A 16639-nucleotide genomic window follows, 5' to 3' on the forward strand; every position below is an offset into this window, starting at 1 on the left:
GACGGTCATGCCGAGCGCTGAAGGACTCCCGCGCGGGCGGGCACGACCGCCGGTGACATTCGGGATGTCACCGCCACGGAGGACTCCCGCATGGGCGGGCCGCGCACCACGTGCGCGAACAGGACCCACCAGTACCGCGGAGGACCCCCGCACGGGCGGGCCGCACGTGTCCCGGGCGCGCAGCGTCAGGATGTTGAACGGCGGGCTCCCGCACGGGCGGGCTACACCGTTCCCCGCGGGAGCGACCGGATCGGGGATAGGAGGACCCCCGCACGGGCGGGCTGCACGACATGCTGACGCAGCCGGAGATGGTGGAGGCGGGAGGACACCCGCGGGGGCGGGCTGCACTCTACGTGACCTGCGCGTTTCTAAGCGATTTGCTGTTTTCGTATCAAGGTTCAAAGCCTGAAGGCTGTGGCGTTGGTGTAGCTCTATACCCGGGTGAGGGGTGCTATGGAGAGCAGTCCGCTTCCGAAAGCGCGGCCTCGGCCGATGCCGGCGGTGAGTGCGCCGTGGAGTGCGGTGGTGTCGGTGATGGTGGCGGTTCCTTCGAAGCGGGTGACGCGGCTTCGGATACGGATGCGTTTGCCTTCGTGGTCAGGGTCGTTCTTCCATCCGGCGATGTCAGGTTGAGCCGCTGAGCTGGTGGTGTCGGTGTGGGGCGCAAGGCCAGCAGTGGTGGCGCGTTCGTGCCACCACTGGGTGGCCTCGTCGCCGTGGAGGTGCATGCGGCGACCTCGCTTGAGTCGTCCCTTCTCGTCTCGTTCTGTAGTCGCGGCGTTGCGGGAGCAGCGCATGGGCTCTGTGTGGATGCGGTAGCGGATGGGGGTGCCGGGTTGGCACCAGGTGAGCAGCGGGGTGAGGTCGCGTTCGTCGGTGGCGGTGGCGTAGCCGATGGGGAGGGAGGCGAGGTTGAGGGGCTGGGTGGACTGGATGAGGAGGGTGTGGCCGCGGGGGTGGTGTTCGAGGCGGAAGAGGATGCCGGCTGCTTGGCGGGGGCTGTGGCCGAGGTGGTCGGGGGCGAGGGTGAGGACGGTGCGGTGGAGTGAGTGGACGTTGCGGAGGTCGCGGGCGGCCTCGGTGGACAGGGGGTTGAGTTTGAGTCGGGTGAGGTGGGCGGTGGTGGTCATGGTGGTGCTCCGTTGTGGGTTCCCGCGTGGGCGGGTGACGGTCGTCAGGTGGTGCGGTGGGCGGTGACTGCGTTGAGGTAGGCGGTTCCGAGGCCGGCGCATCGGGTGGTGGGGAGGTGTCGTGTGGTCTCCCACAGGCGGCGGGTGGTGAAGGTGCGGCCGGGGCGGGAGACGTCGTCGATGGTGTGGGTGTGGGGGGTGGTGGGGGTGGGTGGGTGTTCGGTGAGGAAGGTCACGGGCACGGTGTCGCCGGTGCGGGGGGCTGGGCGGTGGAGGGGGAGGTGTTCGAGGGAGGTGTCGGGGTCGTGGGTGGTGGTGATGAGGACGGGGGTGTCGGGTCGGCAGGCGCGGCGGCCGAGGTGGGGTGGGTAGACGGGGTTGCGCAGAGCGGTGGCGAGGTCGTCGATGAGCGGGGCTGGTCCGGTGACGGCGATGGTGAAGGCGGCGTCGTGGAGGTACCAGTCGCGGAAGACGAGTGCGTTGCCGCGGTGTCCGCCTTCGGCGGTGGGGACGGTGTGCTGTTTGGGGTGTCCGCCGCCGACGGTGTGGAAGTCGAGGAGGCGTTGTCCGGGCCGGTCGATGCGGATGGTGTGGGTGAGGTGGTCGAGGTCGCTGAGGTCGCTTCCGCGGGGGCGGCCTTGTGCGGCGGCGAGGAGGCCGGTGATGCCGCTGCGGGTGGGGTGGGGGTGGCTGGTGCGGGTGGTGCCGCCTTGGGGGCCGCCCCAGAATTGCGGGCCGGACAGGTGCAGGAGGAGTGCAGTGGTCACTGCCGGCCTGCCGGTGTGAGGGCGGCTTCGGTGATGGTGGTGACGAGGGTGTCGAGGCGGGGGATGTGGGTGCCGAGGGCGGTCAAGCCGGTCAGGTCGGCGGTGCCGGAGTGGGCGGCGGCCAGGAGGTGTTCGTCGCCGAGGAAGCGGTTGACGGCGACGGTGTGTTGGTCGAGGGCGGTAATGCTGGGGCCGGTCCAGCCGGAGGTGTCGTCGGCGGTGACGGGGGCTTCGAAGGCGCCGGCGAGGTTCATGGGCTGGTCGGTGCGGACGGTGATGTGGACCAGGGCGGGCGGGGTGAAGGGGGCGGTGCTGTTCTTCTTGGCGGTCGGGATGTGGCGGGCGAACTCGGTCAGGAAGGCGCGGATGAGTTCGCGGGCCATGGCCTGGTCGTGGTCGAGGTTGTGCAGGAGTTCGTCGACGTTGATGGTGGCGTAGCGGTAGAAGGTGCCGGAGGCGTGGGCGTGCTGGCCCATGTGGGCGGAGCCGTTGTCGGTTCCGGGGATGTCGTCGACGGCGGTGAAGAAGTCGGGCTGTTCTTCGCCGGCGTGGGTGGTGATGGCGTGGGCGACGGCGATGGAGCCGTCGACGGTGGCTTCGGGGGTGTTGGCGAGCATCCGGCCGAAGGCGGCTATAGAGCCGTTGCGCCGGCACAGGATGGTGCGGACGGTGTCCTTGAGTTCAGCGATTTTGGCCTTGGTGTCCTTGTCCAGTGCGGGTGCCTTGGTCTTGGTCTTCGCCTTGGTTTTGTCGGCGGCTTCGGCCTGGGCGCGGGCCTGTTCGGCGGCCGGGGCGAGCAGGTCGTGGTGGGTGGCGGCGAGGTCGGCGAGGTCGGTGATCGCCGATTCGGGGACGAAGAGCATGACGTTGGTGGTGCCGGCTTCGGCGAGCTTCATGCCGGAGAACTGGGCGGTCAGCGCGATGGCCTGCCCGGCGTCGAGGGCGTCCTGTTCGCTCCAGCCGCGGGTGCGGAGCTCGGCGGCGACCTTCTCGGGGATGCGGCGGGTACGTAGGGCCCTGTCGCCGAGGACGGTCTCGGTGTTTATGCGGCAGCCGCGCTTTTGGCAGGCGGAGGAGATCCGGGTGCGTTCGACGCCGCCGAGGAGTGCGATCTTCGGGGAGCCGAACTCGTCGCGGTTGAGGTTGGACAGGGGGTAGGCGTGCAGGACGTGGACGTCGATGACGAGGCTCATGCGGGGGTCTCCTCGGGGGTTTCGGTGAGGCGGGTGGGGTCGGGGCTGTAGTGGCTTTGCATCCAGGCGTCGGCGATCTGGGGGCGGTACTTCGGCCAGCCGTTCAGGTCGCGTAGTAGCCGGGGCCAGGAGACGGGGATGCCGGCTGCCGTCATGCGGGTCACGGGCCGGTGCAGCAGTGCGAGGGCCGGTTGTAGGCGGCGCTGGCGGGCTACGCGTTCCAGGAGGTCGGCGGTGCTGTCCTCGCGCAGGACGCCTTGGCGCACGGCGCGCTCGAGGGACCAGCCGAGGTTGCCGTGTGCGGGGTCGTACAGGATGGGGGTGGTGCGGTCGGTGGTGGGGTTGGCGGCCTGGTGGGCGTAGAGGCCGGCGACGGCAAGGTGCGCGAGGGTGGCGTCGGGGCCCCAGTTGGGGATGCGGGGGCGCAGGTGGCGCATCATGCGCCAGGACTCGTCCAAGCGGCGGATGTTGAGGCCGTCTCTCAGGTCGCGGCGGCCCTGTGGGGTGGAGCAGACGTCGGCGACGTAGCGCATGTAGGCGGTGTCGCGGGCGAGCCACCGGGGCGGCTCGAGGCTCTGGCCGGTCGTCTCTTCTGCCGGACTCGCCAGGGAATCGGAGTAGGTCATCGGTTCTTCCGGGTGGCTGCAGGCCGGTCAGGCTGCCGGGCGGCGGGGGCCTGCGGTCTGGCGGGGCGATCGGGTGAGTTGGGCGCGGGCCTCGGCGGTGGCCCGGCGGCCACGGGCCGTGGACTTCAGGGCGGTGGCGTTGGTGTCGAAACAGGCAATTGCCAGGGGCTGAAAGGCGGGAGGTGTGTCGGGGTTGGTGATGGCGGTCCAGAACTCGGTCTCGGCGCGTTCCCAGTACCGTGCGGCGCTTTGGTCGATGAAGCCGTGCTGTTCGTCCTTGTGACGTAGAGGGTTGGCTCCGCGCCAGGCCGCTGAGAGGGCGCGGCGCAGCTGCCAGGCCCAGGCCTCGGCGCTGCGGTGGGTGGCGGCGATCGCGGCCGCGCTGTCAGGGTCGGCTTCGGCGAGGTGCCGCAGCACGGGCGGGGTGGTGGCGCTGTACCAGGCGCGGTCGAGGTCGCGGCGCTCCTGGTCCCAGCCCAGGGCGCGGACGCCGAGGTGGGCGAGGAGGTCGGGGTCGAGTTCGGCGAGGTGGTCGAAGACGGTGGGGCGGCGCAGGGTGTTCTTGTCGCCGGGCCGTTGGTGGAGAAGCAGAGCGTCCAGGTCGCGCCAGACGGCGCGGCTGCGGGAGGCGCGCAAGGGGCCGCCGGTGTCGCGTTCGATGACGTACGGGTCGGTCGCGGGCGGGAGATCGGTGGTGGTGCCCCAGGTGATCCGGCATCCGACGGTCCGGCCGGTGTCGTCGCCGTTCAGCAGGACGGCGTGGGCGGCACGTCCGGCAAGGAGAGATGCAGGGCCGGCGGGTGGCTGAGAAGTCAGGGGATCGGGGAGGTTCTCGTTCTCCCAGGGGGCCAGGTCGATACCGGGGTTGGTGGGCCAGGTGCTTGGTGCGGGTACGGAGAGGACGAGGGTGGTGAAGAGGCTGTCGGGGTGGTGGGGGAAGTAGGAGATGACGGCGCGGTGGGGGCCGGCCTTCACGATGTGGCTGCTGCGGCCGGCGCGGCTACGCGTCCCGGCGGTGCCGGAAGGGCCGTAGCCGATCCAGGCCAGCAGCCAGGCGACGGCATCCTTCGCGCCGACGGGGACGTCCTGGGGGGTGGGATCCGTCCACAGGGCGTTCGCGCCGGACGCGCGGGTCATCACCAGCCGGCCAGGGGACGCCACGTCACCGCCCTCATCTGCTAGGCGCGGGTCCTGAAGAAACGGGCGGGGCCCGCCGTACAGGCGCCACCGCTCTGGCGCCGGGTCGAAGTAGTCGGCGATCCGGGCCGTGTCGAACCGTCCGTACTCCAGGAGGTCCTCGCGGGAGTCGAGCCAGGTCTCGCCGTGCGGGGTGTCGAGGCCGCCGACGCGGAGGGCGATCGCGGCTAGGACGCGTCGCCACATCGCCTCGATCGGCGGTTCGGGCACATCGAGGTCGGCCAGCAGATGCGCGGCGGTCAGCAGAGACCGAAGGCCGACCATTGCAGTTGCTCCGTCCGTCGCACCGGGGACCAGACCGGCCAGCTCCTCGGCCTCGTCCGCCGTGAGACCAGCGCGGACGCGGACCGGGACACAGGGGTCACGGTCAACACGAAATGGGTGCGACATGATGCTCCTTCCTCTTACTCCAACGACCTCCCGGAGCGGCATCAGTGCAGCTCAGGGCAGTGAGCGAGCGTCATGGAAGCAGCCGCTACGACGTGGCGCAAAACAGCCGCTGTGGCCGGATGCTGACGAGGCGTCCTGTTGTCAGAGGTGGTGGGTAAGGTCCGGCGGCTCACTACCGGGCGAGGCAGGCGACCGCTTTCCGCGCGGCACCTTCCCGAACAGCTCCGGTTGCCACGCAGGTGCCCTGGTCGCTGCTAACTGCGTCGCTGCGGACCCTTGGTGACGGCCCGCCAGTTGATCGCTAATCGGGCAGAGAGGTTGGTCAGCGACCATCAGTGATTCGAGGCCTTCACCGTGGACCTCACGGGACGCTTATCGAGGCCCACGGTGAATCTCCACGCTCGTCGGAAACGGCGTGTGAGATATTGCACAGCTCTACGACCGGCGTCTGGAGAAGCCCAACAGCCTCGCCTACCCGCGTCGCTGGCAAACCGAGTGGCCTGGGTGGCTGACTCGCGCCCGGCCGCCGCGAGCAGCCGCCCGCGCCGCCCCCGTCCTCGTCCCCGCGCTTGACTGACTTGGTCTTTCCCCGCACCGCCGCTCGTCGCGCGCGTCGTTACTGGTAAAGGTGTGAAACCCGGCCGGGGTAGGCCGGTACGCCGGTGGATACTGCCGGGGTGCTGAACGATCTGAAGAGCGCGCTGGCCGCGCTGGAGTCCCACCAGCCCGGCTCTCTGCTGGGACTGCGAGAGACCCAGTGGCTCGACGCGAAGAGCGGCCCGTACCAGCTGGCGGACCCCAAGGCGGTCGAGGAACTCGCCAAGGATGTAGCCGGGTTCGCCAACGGGGGCGGCGGGGTCATCATCATCGGCATAGCCACCCGCCTGGAGCATGAGGAAGAGGTCCTGGACCACATCGTCGGTGTCGACCCGGCGACGGTGAACATGGACCAGATCCGCAAGCTGATCCGTCGATGGATTACTCCGGCACCTCGGGGCGTGCGCGTCGGATGGTCCGGCGCGGACGGCGAGCGGGTGGCGTTCATCGACGTTCCCGCGCAGGCTGGCGACACGCTCTTCGTCGTGCCGGCACCGGTGGGCAAGCCTGGTTCGCCGCGCACGGACACGGTCGCCGTGCCGAGGCGGGACGGCGACAGCACGTATTGGCTGCCGCGGACCGAGATCCAGCAGCTGCTCTCCGCCGGTGTCCGAGCCTCCGGCATGACCACCGCCCAGGCCCTCACCGAGCTCGTACGGCGGGCCACCTCGAAAGCTGGGCCGGACAGCGGGCTGCGGGTCGGACAGGGCGTGCCCGAGCGCGAGCGGGAGATGCGTGCGGCCTACGAGCAGCTGGCCGACGCAGGGCTGGGCCAGCCGGCCGGAGAGGCGCGGGCGCAGGGCTCAGCTGCTCTGCAGGATCTGCACCACGAACAGGACGGCGTGCCGGGCTGGGTGCTGTGTCTGGTGGCCGGGCGCCCTCCGGCGGCCGTCGCCGCGCCCGTCTGGCAGGCGATCGTCGAAGCCGGTCGGCATGCACCGGGCCAGGACCCGCTCGCGGCCATCGGTTTGCCCTGTCCGCCGAAGGACACGGACACGGCGTGGGTGATCGCGGCCGACGCCCGAAGTGTGGACCTTGACGGCGGATCGTGGGGCGCGGGCCGCCTGACACGTTCGAAGCGCGGCGTGTGGCGGTGGCAGCCGCTCCCCCGCTTCAGCCTCAACCAGGGTCGGTCCGCCGAGATCGGGACCTCCGGCCAGACACCGGCGCTGCGCCTGCGCGCCCTGGTGAACCTGCCCTGGGCCGACCCGGGCACGCTGGAGGTCAGCAAACCCCGGCGTACGCTGCTCGAACAGAAGCTGCCGCACAGCGCGGTGGCGGGCGCGCTGACGATGCTGTCCCGGCGCCGAGGCGCGGATCTGCCCGCCGCTCGCTGGGAGCGGGGGCCCTTTGGCAACTCTGCCCGTTCCGTCGGCTACGTGTGCACGATCGCCAGGCCGGACGGCGGCCCGGCCGTGAAGGCCTCCGTCATGCTCGCCCTGCCCACCACGATGGAGACCACCGTGGTCGCCTGCGCAGACGTCCTGATCGAGAACCCGGAGGCGTGGGCCGCGGTCCTGGGTGCCGGCGAGGACACGCAGTTGGGACTCGACGAGGTCCAGGCCGTGCTGCTCGCCGCGTGGGAGACGGCCGCCGAGGTGCTGCCCGATGTCGTCGGCGACCCGGCCGGGCTGTCGTGGGCCGCCCCGCCCACCACCGAACTGCGGATGACGTGCGAACAACCTGCCGACAACGGCGTCCTGCCGGATCTGGACACGCGCGTCGACCTGACGTCGCTCGGCCCCAACGACGGCGGCCCCAGGTCGCGGATGGCCGTCACCATCACCGCGGCACCGGCCATGGGCCGCGCAGAGCGCCAGCGCCTGCTGCGGGAGGCGCTGGCGTACATGGTCGGCCAGTTCGGGTACGTCGACGCGGAGATGGACCTGCTGTAGGACCGGGCCATCTCACGGGTCGGGACCCACCGCTGTCACGGCCCTCTCGCCCGCCGCCGGGGACGCAGACAGGACCTCGACGGTGGCCGGAGGGTTACCCAGTTGCTTCCCAGGCACGCGCTTCATCGGGTCGGGCGAGTCGGTCGTGTTCCGAACGCGCGGTCTCAAGCAGCCGGCGCCAGGACGTGACCAGGGGGCGCCGTCGCAGGAGAGCCCGCCGTTCACGTTCGGTCATGCCGCCCCAGATTCCGTGTTCGATCCGGTGATCGAGGGCGTAGGCCAGGCACTCGGTACGCACCGGGCAGCCGGTGCACAGGGCCTTGGCTCTGTTCTGGGCCGCGCCCTCGACGAAAAGCTCGTCCGGATCAGCGGTTCTGCAGACCGCTCGCTCACCCCAGGTCTCCTGGTCTTCCCCGTCCACTCCGATGCCGCCCTCTCCCCGGTCCGGCCCGCCGCACTCCCCTGGGCAGGCGCAGTCCGAGAACGGTACGGCAAACGCCGGCGGCATGGGACATCGTCGTATCGGGGCAATCCCTTCGGGTGAAGGGGCCTTGACGAAGGCCCCAACGCCTCGTGCCCAGAGTCATCCGGTTCCCGGGCAACCGGGCATGGCGGGCAGCGATGCCTCGCCCGTCAGGGCACTGGTGCGTCGCCTGATCGCCGCGAACATGTCGGCGCGGTCCTTCTTGATCGGGTAGTCGATCCGGTCGTAGCGCAGCTGGAGAGCGGCGGTGCGGTCGGGCGACTTCAGCAGAACCAGGCCGAGGCTGCCGCCGGGTGTCAGGTCGCGGTGGCCGCAGAGCTCCAGCGGCAGACCATGATGCGGGTCGGTCAGGGCCTGGACCAGTTCGGCGCGGCGTAGGGCGGTGTCGGAGTCGTGCTCGAGTTGGAGGACCCACCACTCCCCCAGGCGCGCTTCGTGTCCGGTGACGACCTGGGGGACGGCGACGGTGTGGAGGAGTCCGAGGCGGCGGACCAGTCCGCTGGGGAGCCAGGCGGCGTCGCGCCAGGTGGATTCGTAGGCGATCGGTTGGCGTTCGGTGTCCCACTGCTTCTCGTAGGGGGTCCAGGTGTCGCCGACCAGCCAGCAGGCTTCTCCGCCGTTGCTGTGGACCCGCTTCGCGAGCACGCTCTCGGCCTTTTGGAAGGCGCGGCGCGAGGGGCCGGTGAGCCGGATGCTGGTCGGCTGTCCGAGGCGGCGGAGCTCGATGCCGCGATCGGTGCGTGCGCTGATGCGGACGCCGTTGAGGCCGTAGATCTCGTCTCGTCCGGTGCGCATCGGTGAGCGGCACGGCAGGAGCCCGCTCAGCAGGCTGTCGAGGCTGGCGTTGCTCTCCAGGTGGAGCCGGATGCCGTGTGGGGTGGGCTGAACGTACCGGATGCCGAAGGGGTACTCGAAGAAGTGCCTCTGAGCGTTGAGGATCCAGTAGAACACCTCGGATTCGAGGAGGAGTTGCTCGTGCTGGGCGGGTGCCGGGATGAGGGGAGCTTGTGGCTCCAAGGCAGCGACGGCGTCACATGCGGCCTGGTAGGGGGCGCCGGTGTAGACGGCGTAGGTCCGGGCGCGGCTGCTGATCTGGGTCGTCGGCATGGCGGGTACCTTTCGCTCCGCTCCGTCGGCCCGCGGAGCGTGAGGAACAGGCACTGGTGTGCGGTGGTGCGGTCGGTGGGATGGCTCTGGTCGAAGCCGAGCTTCTTCGCCTCCGCCTTGAACCTGTGGGCCGAGGTTCGCGTGAGGAGCAGCAGACCGATGCCGCAGGGCGCCACCGTATCCATCGGGCTCGGCTCGATGGGTGCGCCACGCTGTTCGTCGGTTCGGGGCGCTGGGTTACGACGGGGACGCGACCGACTGGGGATCGCTCTGTTCGGCGAGTTGGGCGCGGGCAACGGCTTCTTGTCGGAGTGCGGTCCTCAGGTGCCACAACGATATCGTCGGCAGGGGGCCGAGCCGGGCCACCGCCCGCAATGCCTCGGCAGCCTGAGCCAGAGGCTCGGCGGCCGTCCGCGACCGCTCGTCGCTTCGATCCGCGCTCAGGCGTTCCACGACCTCGTCCAGTAGCTGTGCCAGCTCACCCGGTCCTGGGTCCTCCGGCACATCGACGCCCCACGACTGGACGGCAGCCTCCAACAACGTGAAGGCGTGCGTGCGGTCGAGTGGCGGCCTGGCTTCTGCATCCCCGTGCGTCCCGATCGCCATCATTCACCGTCGGCGCTGTTCTGGTGGCCGGAACCGAGGATCGATTGCTCTCGGATCAGACCGTGGCGCGGGGTGCGAGGGGTGCCACAGACGGCGAAGGCGCTGCGGGCACGGGAATGCCGCGGCGCAGGGCCTCGCGGGTGAGGGCGTCGAGCTGGGCGCCGGCCGCAGTGTAGGCGTCGGCGGCGCGCGCCAGGCGTTGCTCGGCGGCGGCCAGGTCTGCGGCGAGTTCTTCATCGGTTCGTGGCTGGGCCCGGGAGCCGGGCTGTGCTGATGCCGCCTTCTCACCAAGGCGCGGCTCGTCCTGTCGTACGGAGCGACGGACGAACACGCCCTTGCCCTTGATCGCGTAGACGAGGCCTTCGCGTTTGAGCACGCGCACGGCGTTCTGTGCCGTTGAGTTGGCGATACCGAAGCTGTCTTGGAGTTCCCGCGCGGAGGGAAGCCGGCTCCCCGGTTCGAGGTTGCCGGACCGTATCTCTTGCCTGAGTAGGTCGGCCGTACGGACGTAGGGGGGCCTGGGGTCGTGTTCGTTGTCGATCACGTTGTTGGGGGCGGGAGAGGGCGGTGTGCGGGCCGCCGGCAGGAGGCCGGGGTGTGCGCTGCTGACGTAGCTGCCGCGGCCGAGCACGGAGTAGACCATGCCCTCCCGCTTCAGCACTCTCAGTGCGTTCTGCACGGTCGAACTGGATACCCCGAAGTGCGCTTGGAGTATCCGTGCCGACGGCAGCCGGCTCCCGGCCGGGTACTCGCCGGTGTGGATCCTGTCGCGCAGCACCTCGGCGGCTTGGAGGTAGGGCGGCCTCGAGTCGTCTTCCAGCGGCAAGATCATGGTCGTACCGTACGCAGCGCCCTCTCCGCTCCTGGCCGTGGACCCGAGCACGGCTGGAGCGGGAGACGGCTGTCCCTGTGCCACCACGAGGATCATCAGAGGGCGCGCATGACGGCGACGACCTTGCCCAGGATGACCGCCTCATCGGCCGCGAGCGGCTGGAACGCGGGATTGTGCGCGACGAGCCAGGCGTGGCCGGCCGCGTCGCGCTGGAACCTCTTCACCGTCGCTTCGCCGTCGAGCATGGCGGCGACGATGTCGCCCGGCTCGGCGGCCTGCTGCCACCGGACGGTGACCACGTCGCCGTCGCAGATGGCTGCATCGATCATGCTTTCCCCCGACACCTTCAGGGCGAAGAGCTCGCCTTCACCGACCAGCTGGCGAGGCAGAACATACGTGTCCTCGACCATCTCCTCGGCGAGGATCGGTGCGCCGGCCGCGATCCGGCCGACCAGAGGCACCTCCGCCGCCGCGGGCTCGCTCTCCGGCCCTTCGTACTCTCCCGCAGAGAACTTGAGGGGGAGGCAGTAGGCGCGGGGACGGTGCGGGTCGCGGCGGAGTGCTCCCTTGCGTTCCAGGGCGAGGAGCTGGTGCGCGACGCTGGAGGTGCTCGTCAGGCCGACCGCCTGCCCGATCTCGCGCATCGAGGGCGGGTACCCGCGGTCAGCGACGGAACGGGCGATGCAGTCGACGATGGCCCGCTGCCTGTCGGTGAGCCCGTCGGGACCCCGGCGAATGCCCGGAGGCCGGCCCGGTCCAGCGTGGGTGATGGTCATGTGCCCCCCTTGCGATCTTGCGTCTTTGGACAGTAGCCCCACACACCGACAAACGGAACGTCTTTCGATTGCCTTTCCGGCCTGACGGTGGCGACGTCGACCCACGTCGCAGGGCGTGGAGATAGGACAGATGGCGTCACAGACGTAGGGCAGGGTGGTCTTCCGGCCTTGGCTATCGCACAGACGTACGCGCTGCCTCGGTGGGACGAGTCCGTCTCCACGACGGCGTCCTGGATGTCGGGCCAGCGAGGCCCACCTCCGCGCCCCGGCTGGGCTACCTACTTGGCGGCCCAGTAGCCCAAGTTGTTGCGGTTCCCCTCCGCCGCCCGGCGCGGCGCGTCCGGCGATCCCAGCAGACCGTACGGCAGATACCCGGACCGGACACCGAGTTCCCACCCATGGACCTGGACGGCGAGGCAAGCCAGGGTGAGGGAGCCGAGGGGGAGGAGGGACCGGGGTGCGGGTTCACCGGCCTTGGCCTCGACGCTCTCCCGGTACGCGACCAGCCGGGCTACGAGGGCGTCCTCGAAGGCGTGCTGGTCGTCGTCGAGGAGTACGCGAAGCAGCCGCTGGTCCGCGCTCAGCGCGTCGCCGACCTCGTCGAGCCGCCGGGCGGCCTCCGCGCGCTCCCCGGCGTCCGGCTTGCGCAGCGGAACCGTAGGCCAGTCGCGCGGCAGATGCCCGGCCGCCTCGGTGAGATAGAGGCACAGGGCGTCCATGGCGGCGAGGTCCGCGGGGTCGGAGACGGAGGTGTACCGGTTGTAGGGCACGCCGTCACGGATGGCGGGCGCGTAGTCGCCGCGCAGCAGCAGCCCGATGACCCGCTCCCAGTCCCACACATGCCCGCTGACGACACACACCTCAAACATGTCGAGCCACGTCCGCGCGGTGGGCGCCTCCTTGACGACGTCCCGGAAGGTGATGGGCCCATCCCCGAACTCGTCGTCGTCCGGGTCCGTGCTAATCCGCTCCCCGACGAGGGGGAACCGGATCTCCTGGTCCCCGTCCGGGAAGCACATGATGCTCAGCACCCCGTGCACACACTCTGCGGCGGTGACGGCGACCGTGCCGGCCGCGGCGTCGAGCTCCGGCTCCGTCACCGCCCGCGCGGCGACATGGTCGAGAAGCTCGTCCGCCATCGCCTGTATCAGGGCCGGCGAGATGCTGCCGTACCGCAGCGAGTGCCACCGCTTGTAGGCCCGCCCATCGATGTCGTCGAGCGCCTCGGCCAACCGCAGCTCGCCGACCCGATGACACGTCACATTCCGCACGTACCCCGCCCCTTCATGAACTCCACGACTGGACGAAGCACGTTATCAACGGGCACTGACAGCACTTAGTCCTCGCAAGGCCGGGCAGGAGCTGTTGGCCCGGTGCGGTATACACGAGGAGATCACAGACCGCCGCCCTGTGAGGCGGCGCACCGGGGGTAGGGAATGACCGTTCCGCACGTGAGTACCGCGCTTCGCCCGGGGGACTACCTCCAGATCGCTTCGGAACGGATGGCCGTCGACGGCGTGCCGGACGGCGAAGGGTTCGCCCGGATCGAACGGGTGGAGATCATCACCGACATCGGTTTCCTGGCTCCGGACTCCACCCACGTGCGTACCCGGGCAGCCCGGCAGATCGCGGTGGTGTTCTGTCACGGCATGCCGGGCCCGGTCATCTTGCGCGAAGGTGATCAGTGGACCCTCGGCGAGGTCGACAGCGGCCGAGCCCTCTGGGATTCCGCCCATCCCTGGTGGCCAGAGACCCAAGAACCCCTGTTCACCGGAAGCCACTTGGCCGCCGGACCGCACCCCTTTCGCAACACCATCCAGGGCCCCGACCTCGTGGCGCCGGCCGCCGCGACCGAGCCGCAGCCGCCCCGGCAGCGTGCAGCCGTGTTCGAGAAGCCGGCCCACATGGTCATGGTTGGTGACTACCTGCAGATCCATGCCCTGCGACACCCGCAGTGGGACATGCGCATCGACGAAGGATTCCACCGCGTCGAATGGATCGGCCACCTCACCGGGGACGCCCTCGACGCAGTGTTGAACGATCCGGCCTGGGCACGCGGTCGTCTTACCCTCGCTTCGGTCCACGGCCTGTCCGGCATCCTCGTGCTGCCCGAGGTTCCGGTGACCGTCCTGATCCAGCCCAACCCGGAGCGTCGACGCTCCGACGAGGACGAAGCCTGGCACGACGGTCCCTTCTACGAACTGGCCGGTGTCACCCAACCCGACCTCACCGAGCAGCTCCACGCCGATGCCCGTCTACGGCCGGAGCCGCCTGGTTCGGAGGCCGCTCTGTACCCCAGCAGGTTCAGCAGCCCCGCCCAGAGGGCTCTGCACCTGGACGGTGTCACCGGCATCCGCCCCGTCGCCGCCTCCCAGCTCCCCTGGCCACATGGCCTGTTCAAGTGTCCCTACGGTGAGCGGGCGAAGGCCCTGGCCGCCACCTACCCCAAGGGGCACAGCAAAACCGCCCACGCCGAGCTGTTCACCCGGCTCGGCGATCAGGACTTCGCCGCCTGCCCCTACCACCAGGCCGACGACTGGAAGGCGATCACCGCGGCCGTGCTCGCCTTCGCCCGCGCCGAACCCGACAGCGACGAACAGGACCGGCTCTACCGCGCCACGCACCTGAGCGAGCGCGACCGCGCCTGGTTTCGCTCCCTCATCGGAGGGGGCCACATCTGGTGGGACACCGGACAGCAGAATCTGACCAACGGCCAGCACCGCCTGTGCGCGCTGCGTGCCGCCGGCATCGAGATGATTCCCGTCTACGGTCGGCACCTTCCCGACCACGATGAGACCACGCCGTCCCAGGACGCCCTGACGCACGCCAGGCGCACCGTGGAGGACTTCTGGCTTGCCCACGTTGCAGCCGCCCTCAGGCCGGGCCGCCTCAGCACCCACCTGGCCCGGCTGATCGCCCGCTACCCACGCCTGCGTGCCCTGCTGCCGAAGGGAAAGTAGCGCGTTACGCCCACATCGCGGTGAACGCGTGGCCGGCGGCTTGCCGTTTACCAGACAGGAGGCGGCCGGTGGGCACGCAGCATCCGGCGGGTATGCCCCCGGACGCCGCGCACGGGGGGACGCGACGCCCGGGAGGACTGCTTGCCAACGTACCGCGCCATCCAGTCGCTTATCGCATATATCGGGGAAACCGATCGCGTGGCGGGGGCCGACGCGGATCGAACGCAGTCTGGCCCGGGAGGCGGTCACGAGGACGCCGGATCGGCCACGACGGACCTGGTGCCGGGGGATGATGAGGAAGCCATGGCCAAGTCGCAGAAGGGCAGCCGCGTTGAGCCACTTCTCCGGGCATGAGACCAGCCCTCATGAGGCGCTCCGGCAGGGCCGGACGGCAGTGGATCGTCTGATGGCGGGGATGCTGGACGCCGGCGGGATGTTCCGTGAGGTGACGGCGACCCAGGTGCTCCTGTCCACCGCATCCCCTCGCATCCGGTTCGTCGAGTTCGCAGCCGACGAGGAGAAGGAGAACGGAGCCGACTGGCTGTGGTGGTGGGTGGACCGGGACGGTACCTGCTACGGGCTCCTGGTCCAGGCGAAGATCTTGAAGTTGCACGGCAAGCGCTGGAGCATCGACTTCAGCTACAAGACGCGCGGCGACGACCGGACGCAGCTCTCGAAGTTGATCAAGGCGGCGAACCGCTTCCATGTCCCCGCCGCGTACGTCTTGTACTGCGGGGACGCCCAGTACCGATCGACGCTGGCCTGCGACCGAGCTCATGACGACGTTCCGTGCAAGGAGCGCGACCGGGTCGGTGTGGCCACTGTCTCCGCTCTGGTGGCGGAGAACGCGGTCGGCCTGGACGCCAAGAACGCGGGCGTGAGCGCCTTCCACGACGCCGTTCCCGTCGAAGACATCGCCAGCCCCGACGGCCTGGACGCGCCGATCGTGCCCCTCGCGCGCGGACTGGACCATGACCTCGAGCGCTTCCTGCGGCAACCGCAGCGAGGATCTCGCAGGGTGGCAAAGGAACTTCTCCGGCCTGTCCAGCGGATCAGGCACGGCCAGTTCGCCGGCGCGGCGGTCATGGAACGCGCCGCCACGGTCACCGGCGCCCTTTTCGAGAACGTCCCCAACGACTACGGGCATTTCTCCGTGCCGTACCTCGCTCACATGCTCCGCGGGCTGCGGGCGGAGGTCCCCGACTACGTACGCGACGTCCTGGCAGGCCGGACTCCTCCAACATGGGTCACAGACCACGTCGGCGGGATCGTCGTGATCCCCGACGCGGACGCCCCGATCACGGCGTCACCGGCCCGGGCTGGTGACGGTGGCGCCGGGCTGCTCCCCCCGGATTTCCTTGAGGCGCCTCAGCCTCCACATGACCACCGTCCTGGGCACGCCGCGTGAGTTCGACGCGAAGCGTCCGGCACTGACCGACCGGCCGGAGCCAGCCGACAGGCCCAGTCCCGGTGTCCCGGGCGGTGTCATCCGCTCCAGGGGACCCGGGCGAGAACGAGCCCCCGGACGTCGGCGGCTCCGGTCGCCCGGAGCCGGAGCGCGACGTGCTGGAGCTGCGATCCGCTGGTGAACACGTCGTCGACGAGCAGGATGGTGGCCGATTTGATGTCGCTGATGTCCCCGGTCCAGGTCAGGGCGGCGGCATGCGCGGTCGCGGCCGCGCGCTTCTCCTCCAGGGTGCGGTTCGCGGACCGGGCCGTCTCAGCGTGCTTCACCAGCCGGTGCGCGCCCGGCGGGCTGAGCGGGAAGGCCCGGTTCACGTCCTCTGTGTAGGCGGCGTTCATGATCGCCTCGATGTGCTGGATGGGCTGTCGGCCGACGTGGGACGGGTTGCCGACAACGTAGTCGACGCCGTTCATCGCCTCGGGGTGGCTCTCCATCCAACCAACGAGGAGCCGGCCGAAGATCAGCGCCCAGCCGGCCCTCCCCTCGTACTTCAGCGTGTGGATCTTGTCGCGCAGGGCTCCGGAGTACATGGCCACCGCGTCGACACGCGAGAACCCCCGCTCAGCTTCCGGGAGCGCACACACCCGATTACTGCACTGCCTGCCGGGCGCGAC

14 protein-coding genes are annotated in these 16639 nt (G+C 70.1%); 3 read left to right on the forward strand and 11 right to left on the reverse strand.

Going from position 1 to position 16639, the window contains the following annotated elements; translation table 11 throughout:
- Positions 1-431: 431 nt before the first annotated feature.
- The 5 genes from cas6e to casA are packed head-to-tail and all read right to left on the reverse strand — an operon-like array spanning position 432 to position 5303.
- Complete coding sequence (cas6e, locus tag AB0C59_RS16370; RefSeq protein WP_363004947.1) at positions 432-1130, reverse strand: type I-E CRISPR-associated protein Cas6/Cse3/CasE; 699 nt, start codon at positions 1128-1130, stop codon at positions 432-434.
- A 44-nt stretch (positions 1131-1174) separates the two neighbouring features.
- Complete coding sequence (gene cas5e / locus AB0C59_RS16375) at positions 1175-1897, reverse strand: type I-E CRISPR-associated protein Cas5/CasD (RefSeq protein ID WP_363004949.1); 723 nt, start codon at positions 1895-1897, stop codon at positions 1175-1177.
- Entirely contained in the window at positions 1894-3090 is a 1197-nt protein-coding gene (gene cas7e / locus AB0C59_RS16380; RefSeq protein ID WP_363004951.1) for a type I-E CRISPR-associated protein Cas7/Cse4/CasC, read from the reverse strand. Before cas7e ends, cas5e begins: the two co-directional genes overlap by 4 nt.
- Entirely contained in the window at positions 3087-3716 is a 630-nt protein-coding gene (gene casB / locus AB0C59_RS16385; protein ID WP_363004953.1) for a type I-E CRISPR-associated protein Cse2/CasB, read from the reverse strand. Before casB ends, cas7e begins: the two co-directional genes overlap by 4 nt.
- A gap of 27 nt (positions 3717-3743) precedes the next feature.
- A complete protein-coding gene (gene casA, locus AB0C59_RS16390) occupies positions 3744-5303 on the reverse strand; it encodes a type I-E CRISPR-associated protein Cse1/CasA (RefSeq protein WP_363004955.1) in 1560 nt (519 codons plus the stop codon).
- 677 nt (positions 5304-5980) lie between these two features.
- On the opposite strand from casA, the gene AB0C59_RS16395 reads away from it, so the two are divergent.
- Positions 5981-7795, forward strand: a complete 1815-nt coding sequence (locus AB0C59_RS16395; RefSeq protein ID WP_363004958.1) for an RNA-binding domain-containing protein — start codon at positions 5981-5983, stop codon at positions 7793-7795.
- Between the two features lie 94 nt (positions 7796-7889).
- Here AB0C59_RS16395 and AB0C59_RS16400 read toward each other — a convergent pair whose 3' ends face one another.
- The 5 genes from AB0C59_RS16400 to AB0C59_RS16420 form a co-directional block, all read right to left on the reverse strand.
- Positions 7890-8216: a WhiB family transcriptional regulator gene (locus tag AB0C59_RS16400; RefSeq protein WP_234048915.1), complete on the reverse strand. Its 327-nt coding sequence runs from the start codon at positions 8214-8216 to the stop codon at positions 7890-7892.
- Positions 8217-8378: 162 nt separating this feature from the next.
- Positions 8379-9386 (reverse strand): hypothetical protein, encoded by a 1008-nt coding sequence (locus tag AB0C59_RS16405; protein ID WP_363004960.1) that lies wholly within the window; start codon positions 9384-9386, stop codon positions 8379-8381.
- Positions 9387-10047: 661 nt separating this feature from the next.
- Complete coding sequence (locus AB0C59_RS16410; protein ID WP_363004962.1) at positions 10048-10824, reverse strand: GntR family transcriptional regulator; 777 nt, start codon at positions 10822-10824, stop codon at positions 10048-10050.
- A gap of 95 nt (positions 10825-10919) precedes the next feature.
- Complete coding sequence (lexA, locus tag AB0C59_RS16415) at positions 10920-11600, reverse strand: transcriptional repressor LexA (protein ID WP_363004964.1); 681 nt, start codon at positions 11598-11600, stop codon at positions 10920-10922.
- 278 nt (positions 11601-11878) lie between these two features.
- Positions 11879-12871: an immunity 49 family protein gene (locus tag AB0C59_RS16420; protein ID WP_363004966.1), complete on the reverse strand. Its 993-nt coding sequence runs from the start codon at positions 12869-12871 to the stop codon at positions 11879-11881.
- A 180-nt stretch (positions 12872-13051) separates the two neighbouring features.
- Between AB0C59_RS16420 and AB0C59_RS16425 the strand changes: the two genes are divergently transcribed.
- Together AB0C59_RS16425 and AB0C59_RS16430 are read left to right on the forward strand one after the other, a co-directional pair.
- On the forward strand, positions 13052-14560 hold the full coding sequence (locus tag AB0C59_RS16425) for a hypothetical protein (RefSeq protein ID WP_363004968.1): 1509 nt from the start codon (positions 13052-13054) through the stop codon (positions 14558-14560).
- A 406-nt stretch (positions 14561-14966) separates the two neighbouring features.
- A complete protein-coding gene (locus AB0C59_RS16430; protein WP_363004970.1) occupies positions 14967-15968 on the forward strand; it encodes a hypothetical protein in 1002 nt (333 codons plus the stop codon).
- A gap of 77 nt (positions 15969-16045) precedes the next feature.
- Here AB0C59_RS16430 and AB0C59_RS16435 read toward each other — a convergent pair whose 3' ends face one another.
- Positions 16046-16555, reverse strand: coding sequence for a ComF family protein (locus tag AB0C59_RS16435; RefSeq protein ID WP_363004972.1), 510 nt, complete (start codon positions 16553-16555; stop codon positions 16046-16048).
- Positions 16556-16639 lie beyond the last annotated feature (84 nt).

Origin of the sequence: Streptomyces sp. NPDC048664 (assembly GCF_040650555.1) — a bacterium.
In the GTDB taxonomy this organism is placed as follows: Bacteria; Actinomycetota; Actinomycetes; order Streptomycetales; family Streptomycetaceae; genus Streptomyces.